Annotated in this window: 12 protein-coding genes; 5 read left to right on the forward strand and 7 right to left on the reverse strand. The window is 72.9% G+C overall.

Going from position 1 to position 12,465, the window contains the following annotated elements; genetic code table 11:
• A complete protein-coding gene (locus DZG00_RS06640; protein WP_119383159.1) occupies nt 1–912 on the reverse strand; it encodes a 1,4-dihydroxy-2-naphthoyl-CoA synthase in 912 nt (303 codons plus the stop codon).
• Nucleotides 913–966: 54 nt separating this feature from the next.
• Between DZG00_RS06640 and DZG00_RS06645 the strand changes: the two genes are divergently transcribed.
• Nucleotides 967–1,956: an o-succinylbenzoate synthase gene (locus DZG00_RS06645; RefSeq protein ID WP_119455479.1), complete on the forward strand. Its 990-nt coding sequence runs from the start codon at nt 967–969 to the stop codon at nt 1,954–1,956.
• A 15-nt stretch (nt 1,957–1,971) separates the two neighbouring features.
• Here DZG00_RS06645 and ccsB read toward each other — a convergent pair whose 3' ends face one another.
• Genes ccsB through DZG00_RS06670 form a run of 5 tightly spaced genes read right to left on the reverse strand, consistent with a single transcriptional unit; the run spans nt 1,972 to nt 6,617 of the window.
• Nucleotides 1,972–2,997, reverse strand: coding sequence for a c-type cytochrome biogenesis protein CcsB (gene ccsB, locus DZG00_RS06650; RefSeq protein ID WP_119455480.1), 1,026 nt, complete (start codon nt 2,995–2,997; stop codon nt 1,972–1,974).
• A complete protein-coding gene (gene resB / locus DZG00_RS06655) occupies nt 2,994–4,640 on the reverse strand; it encodes a cytochrome c biogenesis protein ResB (protein WP_119381756.1) in 1,647 nt (548 codons plus the stop codon). The genes ccsB and resB overlap by 4 nt, the downstream gene beginning before the upstream one ends.
• Entirely contained in the window at nt 4,624–5,364 is a 741-nt protein-coding gene (locus tag DZG00_RS06660) for a cytochrome c biogenesis CcdA family protein (protein WP_119381757.1), read from the reverse strand. Before DZG00_RS06660 ends, resB begins: the two co-directional genes overlap by 17 nt.
• Complete coding sequence (locus DZG00_RS06665) at nt 5,365–5,973, reverse strand: TlpA family protein disulfide reductase (RefSeq protein WP_119381763.1); 609 nt, start codon at nt 5,971–5,973, stop codon at nt 5,365–5,367. It lies immediately after the preceding gene.
• Nucleotides 5,973–6,617 (reverse strand): histidine phosphatase family protein, encoded by a 645-nt coding sequence (locus tag DZG00_RS06670; protein ID WP_119381758.1) that lies wholly within the window; start codon nt 6,615–6,617, stop codon nt 5,973–5,975. The genes DZG00_RS06665 and DZG00_RS06670 overlap by 1 nt, the downstream gene beginning before the upstream one ends.
• A gap of 316 nt (nt 6,618–6,933) precedes the next feature.
• Between DZG00_RS06670 and DZG00_RS06675 the strand changes: the two genes are divergently transcribed.
• The 4 genes from DZG00_RS06675 to DZG00_RS06690 all read left to right on the forward strand — a co-directional run bounded on the left by DZG00_RS06675 (nt 6,934) and on the right by DZG00_RS06690 (nt 11,955).
• Nucleotides 6,934–7,977, forward strand: coding sequence for a sigma-70 family RNA polymerase sigma factor (locus tag DZG00_RS06675; protein ID WP_119381759.1), 1,044 nt, complete (start codon nt 6,934–6,936; stop codon nt 7,975–7,977).
• A gap of 234 nt (nt 7,978–8,211) precedes the next feature.
• A complete protein-coding gene (locus tag DZG00_RS06680; RefSeq protein WP_119381760.1) occupies nt 8,212–8,424 on the forward strand; it encodes a hypothetical protein in 213 nt (70 codons plus the stop codon).
• Nucleotides 8,425–8,534: 110 nt separating this feature from the next.
• Nucleotides 8,535–11,024, forward strand: coding sequence for an excinuclease ABC subunit UvrA (locus tag DZG00_RS06685; protein ID WP_119381761.1), 2,490 nt, complete (start codon nt 8,535–8,537; stop codon nt 11,022–11,024).
• 109 nt (nt 11,025–11,133) lie between these two features.
• Complete coding sequence (locus DZG00_RS06690; protein WP_119381762.1) at nt 11,134–11,955, forward strand: DUF2510 domain-containing protein; 822 nt, start codon at nt 11,134–11,136, stop codon at nt 11,953–11,955.
• Between the two features lie 52 nt (nt 11,956–12,007).
• Here DZG00_RS06690 and DZG00_RS06695 read toward each other — a convergent pair.
• Nucleotides 12,008–12,465 (reverse strand): 5-oxoprolinase subunit C family protein (locus tag DZG00_RS06695; protein WP_147359942.1); only part of this gene is annotated, 458 nt, incomplete at its 5' end.

The raw sequence follows: 12,465 nt of genomic DNA on the forward strand, positions 1-12,465 counted from the left end.
TCAGAACTGCCACGGGAACGGCGACCAGTCGGGCGCGCGCTTCTCGAGGAAGGAGTCGCGCCCCTCGACGGCCTCGTCCGTGCCGTAGGCGAGGCGCGTGGCCTCGCCCGCGAACACCTGCTGGCCGACCATGCCGTCGTCCACCGCGTTGAAGGCGTACTTGAGCATGCGGATCGCGGTGGGCGACTTCCCGAGGATCGTCTCGGCCCACCCCAGCGCGGTGGCCTCGAGTTCGGCGTGCGGCACGACGCGGTTCACGGCGCCCATCTCGTACATGCGCTGGGCGCTGTGCTCCTCGGCGAGGAAGAACACCTCGCGCGCGGCCTTCTGGCCGACCTGCCGGGCGAAGTACGCGGATCCGTACCCGCCGTCGAAGGACCCGACGTCGGCATCGGTCTGCTTGAACCGGCCGTGCTCGGCGGAGGCGATCGTGAGGTCGCACACGACGTGCAGCGAGTGCCCGCCGCCCGCCGCCCAGCCGGGCACGACCGCGATGACGACCTTCGGCATGAAGCGGATGAGCCGCTGCACCTCGAGGATGTGGAGACGCCCCGCGCGCGCCGGGTCGACGCCCTCCGCGGTCTCGCCCTCGGCGTACTTGTAGCCGTCGCGGCCGCGGATCCGCTGGTCGCCGCCGCTGCAGAACGCCCAGCCGCCGTCCTTCGGGCTCGGGCCGTTGCCGGTGAGGAGCACCACGCCGATCCGCGGATCCTGACGCGCGTCGTCGAGCGCCTGGTACAGCTCGTCGACCGTGCGCGGGCGGAAGGCGTTCCGCACCTCGGGGCGGTCGAACGCGATCCGCGCGATGCGGCCCGTGAGGTCGTGGTGGTACGTGATGTCGGTGAAGCCCTCCGCGAGGGGGACGTCGCGCCAGCGGGTGGGATCGTGGATGTCGGAGACCTGCTTCACCATGCGCCCAGCCTAGGCGGCGCCCCGCCGACCGCCCGCGGGTGCGAGGCTGGATCCATGCTCCCCGCCCTCGACGACCTCCTCGACACCGCCCGCGTCGTCGCCCTCCCGCTCCGCACGCGCTTCCGCGGCCTCGACGTCCGCGAGGCGGTGCTGATCGAGGGCCCGCTCGGCTGGACGGAGTTCTCGCCGTTCGCGGAGTACGACGACGCCGAGTCCGCGGCCTGGCTCGCGGCCGCGATCGACTTCGGTTGGACGGCGCCGCCCGCTCCTCTGCGCGACCACGTGCTCGTGAACGCGACGATCCCGGCCGTCGAGGCCGCCCGCGTCGCCGAGGTGCTGGCGCGGTTCCCCGGCTGCCGCACCGCGAAGGTCAAGGTCGCCGAGCGCGGCACGGTGCTCGCGGACGACGTGGCGCGCGTCGCCGAGGTCCGCCGCGTGCTCGGACCCGCGGGCCGCGTGCGGATCGACGCCAACGCGGCCTGGAACGTCGACGAGGCCGAGCACGCGATCCACGCCCTCGCCGAGCACGACCTCGAGTACGTGGAGCAGCCGTGCGCGACCGTGGAGGAGCTCGCGGAGCTGCGCGAGCGGATCCACCACCTGGGCGTGCCGATCGCCGCCGACGAGAGCGTGCGCAAGGCCGATGACCCGCTGCGGGTCGCGCGGGCCGGCGCCGCCGACCTGCTCGTCATCAAGGCGCAGCCGCTCGGCGGGATCCACCGCGCCCTGCGGATCACGGAGGAGGCGGGCCTGCCCGTCGTCGTCTCGAGCGCCCTCGACACGAGCGTCGGCATCGCGATGGCCGCGCACCTCGCGGCGGCGATCCCCGAGCTGCCCTACGACTGCGGCCTCGGCACCGTCTCGCTCTTCGTCGAGGACGTCGTGGCGGAGCCGCTCGTGCCGGTCGACGGCCGGATCCCCGTGCGCCGCGTGACGCCCGACCCGCGCCTCCTCGACGCCCACGCGGCGGGCGCCGACCGCAGCGCCTGGTGGCTCGACCGGATCCGCCGCACGCACGCCGTGCTCGCCCGCGCCCAGGACTGAGCGCGGGCCGCCGGCCTACAGCCCGCTGTAGGTGTGCAGGCCCTTGAAGAACACGTTGACGACGCCGAAGTTGAACATGACGGCGGAGAACCCGATGATGGCCAGCCACGCGGAGCGCGATCCGCGCCAGCCGCGCGTGGCCCGCGCGTGGATGTACCCGGCGTAGAGCACCCAGATGATGAAGGTCCAGACCTCCTTGGTGTCCCACCCCCAGTAGCGACCCCATGCGCGCTCGGCCCAGACGGCGCCGGCCATGAGCGTGAAGGTCCAGAAGATGAAGCCCACGATGTTGAGGCGGTAGGCCATCGACTCGAGCGTGACGGAGTCGGGCAGCGTGGCGAGGAAGCGCATCTTGGCGGCCTTCGCGTCGGCGGCGAGCGACTCGCGACGGAACTGCAGCAGCTGCACTCCCGAGAGCGCGAACGCCAGGGCGAAGAAGCCCGTGCCGAGCGCGGCCACGAAGACGTGGATCACGAGCCAGTACGACTGCAGCGACGGCGGCAGCGGCGCCACCTCGACGCGGTATTGCACGACGGCGACGCCCAGCAGGATGAGGACGAGACCCGTGACGAAGGTGCCGAGGAAGCGCAGGTCGCGCCGCGTGAGCACGATGAGGTAGACGCTGAGGATGAGCAGCGTGCCCGTCATGGCGAACTCGTACATGTTCGCCCACGGGACCCGCGAGGCCGCGAGGCCGCGGAGGACGGTGGACACGGCGTGCACGACGAACCCGACGACGAGCAGCACCATGGCGACGTTGAGGCTGATCGAGCGGCCGGCGGCGACGGGCGCGTCCGGCCCGGTCGCGGCGCGGTCGCGGCCCGACGACGCAGGGTCGCGCTCGATGGTGGCCGTGCCGCCGCGGCGCGCGGCGGTGGCACCCACTGCGGACGGCTGGCGCGCGGCGGCGGTGGCCGCGTCCGCGACGAGCGCGGAGCGCCGCGCGAGGTCGAGGGCGAACGCGATGAACGCGGCCGCGTAGAGGCCCATCGCGACGAGGAGCGCGATGAGGGAGACGTCGTCGAGCATGGCCGTGTTCACGAGTGGAGCCTAACTTCCGGATCTGACATCGCACCCGGCGAGAGGCCGGCCGCGTGCTTGTCCGCCAGGGCCGCGACCGCGGCCTCCAGCGTGGGGTCCTCGCCGCGGGCGAGCCCGGCGTACTCGAGGGTCGTGGATCCGTCGGCCTGCGGCACCGCCTTCACCCACACGCGCCGACGCGGCACGAAGAGGGAGGTGAGCAGGCCGCCGAGCACGAGGATCGCGAACAGCAGCACCCAGCGCTGCGTCGGGTCGTGGTGCACGTCGAAGGAGACGAAGCGCGGCACGGAGTCGAGGCTCACGCTGCCGAGCCCGTCCGGCAGGTCCGCCGTCTGGCCGGGCGCCAGCTCGATGGACCGGACGCCCGTCGTGCCGCCGGTGAGCTGCGTGAGGTCCCCGGTGTCGAGCGTGTACACCGATGTCGGCACGCCGCCGTCGATCCCGAGGTCGCCCGTGTAGACGTTGAGCGTCAGCAGCGGGTTGTCGAGGTCCGGGTAGGAGGAGAAGTACGGCGCCTTCTCCGCGCCCTGCGTCGGGTAGAAGAAGCCGAGCATGCCGACCTGCTCGCGCAGCCCGTCCGGCACCTTGACGACGCCGAGCGACGTGAGCTTCGCGTCCTGCGGCAGGAACGGCACGTCGGCGCTGTACACGACCGTGCCCGCGGGATCCCGCACCGTCACGTGCGGCGCGTAGCCGTTGCCGAGCAGGTACATGTCGGTGCCGCCGATGGCGAGCGGGTCGTTGACCTTGACCTCGCGGTCCTGCGGCTCGCCGCCCGGCACGTCGGCGGTCACGTCGGCCGTGAAGTCGAGCGGCTGGCCGATGGCGTTCGGGTTCTCCTGCTCGTACTGCACGTGCAGGGCGTCGAGCTTGACCCGGTACGGCGTGAGCGCCGAGTCGTCGAAGAAGCGGCCCGGGTTGAACGAGTCGAAGGTGGACAGCGTGTTGACGAACGACTGCCCCTCCACGAGCACCTTCTGCCCGGAGTAGCCGAAGCCGCCGCCGATGCCCACCGTGACGAGGATCCCGACGAGCGCGGAGTGGAAGACGAGGTTGCCGGTCTCGCGCAGGTAGCCGCGCTCCGCCGAGACGGAGAGCACGCCGCCCGCGGCCGACGCGTCGTCGACGAGGACCGTGCGATACCGCTGGCGCTTGAGCAGCGCGCGCGCCTGGCGGACGGCGTCGACCGGATCCGCCGTCGTGGTGCGCGTCGTGTACCCGGCGAGGCGCGAGAGCCGCGCGGGCGTCTTCGGCGGCGCCTGGCGGAGCGCGTCGAAGTGGTGCTTGGCGCGCGGCACGACGCAGCCGATGAGGCTGATGAACAGCAGCAGGTAGATGGAGGAGAACCACACCGAGCTGTAGGTGTCGAACACCTGCAGCTTGTCGAGGACGGGGTAGAGGTCCGGGTTGTCCGCGCGGAACTGCGTGACGCCGTTCGGGTCGGAGCTGCGCTGCGGCACGAGGGATCCGGGGATCGCCGCGAACGCGAGCAGCAGCAGCAGGAACAGCGCGGTGCGCATGCTCGTGAGCTGCCGCCAGAACCAGCGCAGCGTGCCGAGGAAGCCGAGCTTGGGCTGCGTGATCGGCGCCCCCTCGCGCGGCGCCTGCCGCGGGGAGTCGACGTGGTCAGATGGCCGGGACATACGAGGCGATCACCCCCTGGAGCTGGAGCATCCACGCCGACCAGAGGCCGGAGACCATGAGCACGCCGGTGAGGACGAGCAGCGCTCCCCCGACGAGGTTGACGGTGCGGATGTGGCGGCGGAGGAACCCGACGGTGCGCGTCATCCAGCCGAGCCCGAGGGCCACGAGGAGGAACGGCACGCCGAGCCCGATGCAGTAGGCGACGCCGAGCAGCACGCCGCGGCCCGCGTCGGCCGAGGTGAGGCTCATGGAGATGACGACGGCGAGGGTCGGGCCGATGCAGGGCGCCCAGCCGATGCCGAACACGACGCCGAGCAGCGGTGCGCCCGCGAGCCCGGTCGCCGGGCGCCACGAGCTCTTCACCTGACGCTGGAGGAACCCGAGCCGACCGGTGAAGACGAGGCCCATCACGATGAGCACGACGCCGAGGATCCGCGTGATGACGTCCTGCCAGCGCATGAGCCAGAACCCGGCCGTCGCGGAGACGAGGGTGGTGAGGATGAAGACCGCGGAGAAGCCGAGCACGAACAGCGCGGTGCCGAGCAGGAGGCGGCGACGCGTCGCGGATCCGCCCTTCGCCTCCGCCATGCCGCCGATGTACCCGAGGTAGCCGGGCACGAGGGGCAGCACGCAGGGCGACGCGAACGAGACCAGCCCCGCGAGCAGCGCGAGCGGCACCGCCACGAGGAGCTGCCCGGAGAGGACGCTCTGGATCTGGTCCACCTACCCCGCCGCCTCGGCGACGGTGTCCTTCACCAGCGTGCGGAGCACCCCGGGGTCGATCTGCCCGAGCACGCGCGAGGCGACGCGCCCCTGGCGGTCGAGCACGAGGGTGGCGGGCACGGCGTTCGGCGCGATGGTGCCGGCGAAGGCGAGCTGCATGGAGGTGTCCTCGACGTCGAGGACGGACGGGTAGGTGATGCCGTACGTCTTGTCGAACGAGTCGACGTTCGGCCGCTGGTCGCGGGTGTTGACGCCGAGGAACTCGACGCCGTCGGCCGCGTGCTCCTCGCTCGCGGCCTGCAGGTCCTTCGCCTCGAGGCGGCACGGCGGGCACTCGGCGTACCAGAAGTTGATGACCGTGACGGATCCGCGATAGTCGGCCGAGGTGATCTCCGTGCCGTCCGACAGCGTGCCGGCGAAGTCGACGGGGTCCGCGCGCTCGGCGAGCGGGACCTCGGTGAAGGTGCCGTCGCCGGCGATGTACCTCTTGTTGTCGCCCGCGCGGAACTCGGCGGCGAGCGGATCCTCGGTGCAGCCCGAGAGGGCGACCGCGGCCAGCACGCTGGATGCGGCGGCGGCGAGGATGCTGCGACGGCGGATGCCGGGCATCACACGGCCCCCTGGTCGACGGCGAGGTCGGACAGACCGGCCGCCGCGTCGATGTAGCCCGTCTCGACGAACCGGTCGCCGACGCGCTCGACCGTGGTGATGCTCGAGAGCGCGCAGCGGCGCTGGCGCGGGTCGTGGAAGAGGCGCTCGCCCGCGAGGGAGAGGTGCACCATCCAGATGGGGAGCTGGTGGCTCACGATGACGACGTCGCCGTCGGGCACGGAGCGGTACGCGGCCTTGACCGCGTCGGCCATGCGCGCGGCGATGGAGCGGTAGGGCTCGCCCCAGCTCGGCTTCACCGGGTCGACGACGAGCGGCCAGAGGCGCGGCGAGCGCGCGAGGCGCGCGGGCGAGGGGAAGCGGGATCCCTCGAAGCGGTTGGTGGGCTCGATGACGCGCTCGTCGGTGGCGACCTCGAGGGCGAAGCGCTCGGCCCACGGGGCGGCGGACTCCTGGGCGCGCTGCAGGGGCGAGGCGATGACCCGGTTCACGGGTGCGCCCTCCTCCTCGAGCGCGCGGGCGGCGGCGTCCGCCATGCGGTGGCCGAGCTCGGAGAGGCCGTAACCCGGGATCCGTCCGTAGAGGACTCCGTGCGGGTTGTGCACCTCGCCGTGACGGACGAGATGGATTCGTGAGGCGACCACCCGTCAAGTGTAGGTGGCGGGCAGATGTACAACCGCCGAGGATCCCGCGCAACCCCCTGCGCTAATCATTAGTCCCCAATACGATCGGGTACACCGGTGGGGGCCGGCCTCTCGGGACCGGTGCCGACCGGATGTTACGTGCGTATACGAACGTTTGGGCCCCAAAGGAATCGCGCGCTAAGTTAGGTGCTCGAGGCCGGGACACGGCCTCCCAGCGAGAGCCCCGTAGAGAACGGGACCTCGCAGAGACCCCCGTCCCACGGGCGCGGGCCCGCATGACGATGCCGTCCGCGACGGCACGGAAGGAACGGGCACCATGACGATGACACCGACCAGGCCCACGGCCGCAGAGACCACCACCGACGCCGAGCTCGACCAGGTCGAGTCCGTCCGCCCCGTCGATCCCTACGCGGATTCCGACCTCCCCGAGCCCTCGCTCGTCACCCCCGGCGCCAGCACCGACGCCGTCAAGGACTACCTCCGACAGATCGGCCGTGTCCCGCTGCTCACCGCAGAGCAGGAGGTGACCGTCGCCCGTCGCATCGAGGTGGGCGTGCTGTCGCAGGAGGTGCTGGACACCCGCACCGACCTCACCTCAGCGGAGCGCCGGGAGTACCAGACGCTCGCCCAGGACGGGATGCGCGCCAAGCAGCACCTCGTCAACGCGAACCTGCGCCTGGTCGTCAGCATCGCCAAGCGCTACACGGGCCGCGGCCTGCCGTTCCTCGACCTGATCCAGGAGGGCAACATGGGCCTCGTCCGGGCGGTCGAGAAGTTCGACTACCAGGCCGGCTTCAAGTTCTCGACCTACGCGTCGTGGTGGATCAAGCAGTCCATCACCCGGGGCATGGCCGACACGAGCCGCACCATCCGGATCCCCGTGCACACGGTGGAGCACATCAACCGCATCAACGCCGTGCAGCGCGAGCTCGCGGTGGAGCTCGGGCGCGACCCCTCCATGGAGGAGATCGCCCGCGAGTCGGACACGCCCGTCACCAAGGTGCGGTACCTGCTCGACCGCGCGCAGGAGCCCATGTCGCTGCAGGTCCTCGTGGGCGGCAGCGGCGGCGACGGCGACACCGAGATGGCCGACCTCATCGAGGACGCGGACGTCACGCAGCCCATCGACGTGGTGACGCAGCAGCTCATGGCCGCGCACGTCACGCGCCTCATCGACGGGCTCGCCGAGCGCGACGCCGAGGTCGTGCGCATGCGCTTCGGACTCGCCGGCCTCGAGCCCCGCTCGCTCGCCTACGTGAGCCAGCAGCTCGGCGTCACGCGCGAGCGCGTGCGCCAGATCGAGAAGAAGTGCCTGGCGAAGCTCCGCATCCCGGAGCTGGAGACGTACATCCGCGGCTGATCCCGCCGCATCACGACGAGGGCCGTCCGCCATGCGCGGGCGGCCCTCGTCGTGTCCGCGGGACGCCTGACGCGCGTGCGGCCGCGCCAATCTGCGGATCCGCTCAGAAGTGTGCGCACGAGTCGTTAGTGCGCATACAGTCGAGTTCCACCATCCGAGAGACGCCGACGACGCGCATCCACGACGACGGCGACAGCACGCAGCTCGACGACGAGCCGCGATGAAGGAGGAGCCATGGCTCTCACGCAGACCGCACCCGGTCACACCGACATCCCCGGCATCAGCTGGACCCCCGTAGCGGCAGGGCTCTGGGTCGCCCGACGCGGCGACGAGTTCGCCGGGCTCTCCGAGGAGCGGTGGGGCGTCGGCTTCCACGTCACCGACCGCCTCGGCCGGGACGTGGGCGACTTCCCCACGCTCCAGGAGGCACGCGGCGCGCTGGGCTGAGATGGCGGGCCGGTGCGCGCGGCGCATCCCCGCGCCGGCCCCGCTACCACCTCCCGCGGGCGCCAGCACCGGATCGACGGTCGCGCGCGAGCGGGCCTAGGGTCGAGCAGGTGCCTTCCCCCGAGATCCACCCGCCCGCCACCGCCCCCGACGACCGCTCCGACGGGTTCGTCCGGGTCCGGGGCGCGTCCGAGAACACGCTCCGTGACGTGGACGTCGACATCCCGCGCGACCGGATCGTCGCCTTCACGGGCGTCTCCGGATCCGGCAAGTCGTCGCTCGCCTTCGGGACCGTCTACGCCGAGGCGCAGCGGCGGTTCTTCGAGTCGGTGGCGCCCTACGCGCGCCGGCTGATCCGGCAGGAGCAGACGCCGCACGTCGAGAGCATCACGGGACTCCCGCCGGCGGTCGCCCTGCAGCAGCGGCGCGGGGCCCCGAGCACGCGCTCGACCGTCGGCACCGTCACCACGCTCTCCAACTCGCTGCGGATGCTCATGTCGCGCGCCGGGTCCTACCCGGCGGGCCAGGGGCGGCTCGACTCCGACGCCTTCTCCCCCAACACCGCGGCGGGCGCGTGCCCCGTGTGCCACGGCCTCGGCGTCGCGCACACCGTGACCGAGGGCTCGCTCGTGCCGGATCCGTCGCTCACGATCCGCGAGGGCGCCATCGCCGCGTGGCCGGGCGCCTGGCAGGGCAAGAACCTGCGCGACATCACGATCGCGCTCGGCTACGACGTGGACGTGCCGTGGCGGGACCTCCCGCAGGACTCACGGGACTGGCTGCTGTTCACGGAGGAGCAGCCGGTGGTGCAGATCACGCCGCAGCGCGACCGCGTGGCGAAGCCCTACAAGGGCCGCTTCTGGAGTGCCCGCTCCTACGTGCTGCACACGCTCGCCGACTCCCCGAGCCCGCGCCTCCGCGAGGGCGCGCTCGCGCGCATGGTCTCGGGCACGTGCGAGCGGTGCGGCGGCAGCGGGCTCACGCCCGAGGCGCTGGCCGTGACCTTCGCCGGGCGCAGCATCCAGGAGCTCAACGCGCTCACGCTGACGGACCTCGCCACCGCCATCGCGCCGACGACCGGCATGGGCGACGTGGCCGTGACGATCACGACCGACCTCGTCGCGCGCCTCGCCGTGCTCGTGGACCTCGGGCTCGGCTACCTGAGCCTCGGCCGCGTCACCACGACGCTGTCGCCCGGCGAGATGCAGCGGCTCCGGCTCGCGACGCAGCTGCGGTCGGGCCTCTTCGGCGTCGTCTACGTGCTCGACGAGCCGTCGGCGGGGCTGCACCCGGCCGACGCCGAGCCGCTGCTCGAGGTGCTCGAGCAGCTGCGCGACTCCGGCAACTCCGTCTTCGTGGTCGAGCACGACATGGACGTCGTGCGCCGGGCCGACTGGATCGTGGACGTGGGACCCGGCGCGGGGCAGGCGGGAGGATCCGTCGTCTACAGCGGTCCCGTCGACGGGCTCCGCGAGGTGGAGGCGTCGGCGACCCGGCCGCACCTCTTCCCCGACCTCGCGCCGCCGCGGGCCGAGCGCACGCCGCGCACGCCGACCGGGAGCATCCGGGCCACGGGCGTGACGCTGCACAACCTCGTGGACCTGGACGTGGAGATCCCGCTCGGCGTGATGGTCGCGGTGACGGGCGTCTCCGGATCCGGCAAGTCGACGCTGGTGAGCCGCGTGCTGCCCGACCTGCTGCGGGCCTCGCTCGCGCCGGACCGCGTGGTGGTCGAGCGGCCCGACGACGCGGACGCCGAGGACGACGCGTCCGGACCCGCGCGCATCGCCCGGGTCGAGGGCGCGGACGCGGTGGACCGGCTCGTGTCGGTCGACCAGCGCCCCATCGGACGCACGCCGCGCTCGACCCTCGCCACCTACACCGGGCTCTTCGACGCGGTGCGGCGCACGTACGCGTCCACCGACGAGGCGCGCGCCCGGGGATACGGCGCCGGCCGGTTCTCGTTCAACGTGGCGGGCGGGCGCTGCGAGACCTGCCAGGGCGAGGGATCCGTGACCGTCGAGCTCCTCTTCCTCCCCGGCTCCTACGGGCCGTGCCCCACGTGCCACGGGGCCAGGTACGAGCCCGGGACGCTCGAGATCGAGTACCGCGGGAGGTCGATCGCGGACGTGCTCGCGATGACGGTGGACGAGGCGCACGGCTTCCTCGCCGACGTGCCGCTCGTCGCGCGCGCCCTGGCGACCCTGCGCGACGTGGGGCTCGGCTACCTGCGGCTCGGCCAGCCCGCGACCGAGCTGTCCGGCGGCGAGGCGCAGCGGATCAAGCTGGCCACCGAGCTGCAGCGCGCGCCGCGCGGCCACACCCTCTACCTGCTCGACGAGCCGACGACCGGACTCCACCCGGCCGACGTGGTGCTCCTCCTCCGCCAGCTGCAGGGGCTCGTGGACGCGGGCAACACGGTCGTCGTGGTGGAGCACGAGATGGACGTGGTGGCGGACGCCGACCGGGTGATCGACCTCGGCCCGTCGGGTGGCGACCAGGGCGGGCGGATCGTCGCCCAGGGCACCCCGCGCGAGGTCGCCGACACGGCCGGGAGCCGCACGGCGCCGTACCTCGCGCGGCGTCTCGACGCCTCCTGAGAGCGCGCCGCGCGTGCCAGCTCGACGTGGGTAGTCTGACCCCCAGCGTCCGCGCCCCGGTGCGTCCGACGCGCTCGCCTCCATCCCGCACCTCGTACTAGGAGCACTCGTGACTGACTCGACCGGAACACCCTCCACGCCCGCGGGCTGGTACGCGGACCCCGCGGGATCCGACCGCCTCCGCTGGTGGGACGGCACGCGCTGGACCGATCACCTCGCGGACGCGCCGGCGGCGGCCGGAGCGGCAGCGTCGTCGTCCTCGGGCCAGCAGGACTCCGGGCACGGATCCGCATCGCAGCAGGGCGCCGCCCCCGCCGGTCACGTGCCTCCGGCTGCCGCGCCGCCCGCGTACGGGCAGCAGGCTCCGGCGCAGCCGTACGCGCAGCAGCCCTACTCCCAGCAGCCGTACGCGCAGGCCGGGTACGCGCAGCAGCAGTACACGCCCGCGACCCCGCCTCCGCAGGTGCCGGCGACCACGTCGCCGTACACGTGGGCCATCTGGGTGCTCGCGGCGCTGCCGGTCGTCTCCATCGTGCTCGCGCTGAACATCGACTACCGCGGCGCCCTCGACATGAGCGCGCGCGGCCCGCGCCCCGACGCGCTGGTGGCCCAGGCGCTCAGCAGCCTGGTCCAGATCTTCGTGTGGGGCGGATCCGTCGCGCTCGCGTACGTCGACTGGCGCGACCTCACGCGTCGCGGCATCGTGCGGCCCTTCCACTGGGCGTGGGCGTTCATCCCCGTCGTCGGCGGCGTCTACCTGATCGGGCGGTCCATCATCGTCCGCCGGCGCATCGAGGGCGCGCCCGCGAACGCGCTGTCGCCGATCTGGCTCTGGGTCGGGCTGAACGTGATCGTCGCCTTCATCTCCATCGTCAAGTTCGTGGAGGCCTTCACCTCGACCATGCAGATGTACGGCCCCGGCCGCTACTGACCAGCGGGCGGCCAGACCGCCGCACGACCCGCGCCCTGGTCGGCGCGTCCGCTCACACGAAGCGGATGCGCTGGCCGGGGCGCAGCTGCGCGGCGAGGCGGACGTCGTCGCGGGCGACCACGCCGATCACGGGGTAGCCGCCCGTCATGGGGTGGTCGGCGAGGAACAGGATCGGCCGGCCCGACGGCGGCACCTGGAGCGCGCCCGTGACGACGCCCTCGCTGGGGAGCTCGCCCGGGATCCGCCGCTCGAGGGGCTCGCCGTCCAGGCGCACGCCCACGCGGTCGGCCTCCGCGGTCACCTCCCACGCGCGGTCGAGGAGCGCGGCCCAGGATCCGTCGACGAACCAGTCGAGGCGCGGGCCGGGCGACGCGCGGAGGACCACCTCGCCGTCGGCGGGCGCGGAGACGGCGAGGGAGTCGACCGGGGGCACCGGCCGGGCGGGCTCGGGTCCGACGGGCAGCACGTCGCCGACCGCGACGGGGGCTGGCCCCACGCGCGAGAGCAGGT

This window comes from Clavibacter lycopersici (assembly GCF_003576405.1).
Classification (GTDB): domain Bacteria; phylum Actinomycetota; class Actinomycetes; order Actinomycetales; family Microbacteriaceae; genus Clavibacter; species Clavibacter lycopersici.

Excerpts from the sequence above, each read along its gene's own strand:
- DZG00_RS06640 (WP_119383159.1), bottom strand. The coding sequence starts at position 912 with ATGGTGAAGCAGGTCTCCGACATCCACGATCCCACCCGCTGGCGCGAC.
- DZG00_RS06645 (WP_119455479.1), top strand. The coding sequence starts at position 967 with ATGCTCCCCGCCCTCGACGACCTCCTCGACACCGCCCGCGTCGTCGCC.
- resB (WP_119381756.1), bottom strand. The coding sequence starts at position 4,640 with ATGTCCCGGCCATCTGACCACGTCGACTCCCCGCGGCAGGCGCCGCGC.
- DZG00_RS06665 (WP_119381763.1), bottom strand. The coding sequence starts at position 5,973 with ATGCCCGGCATCCGCCGTCGCAGCATCCTCGCCGCCGCCGCATCCAGC.
- DZG00_RS06675 (WP_119381759.1), top strand. The coding sequence starts at position 6,934 with ATGACGATGACACCGACCAGGCCCACGGCCGCAGAGACCACCACCGAC.
- DZG00_RS06680 (WP_119381760.1), top strand. The coding sequence starts at position 8,212 with ATGGCTCTCACGCAGACCGCACCCGGTCACACCGACATCCCCGGCATC.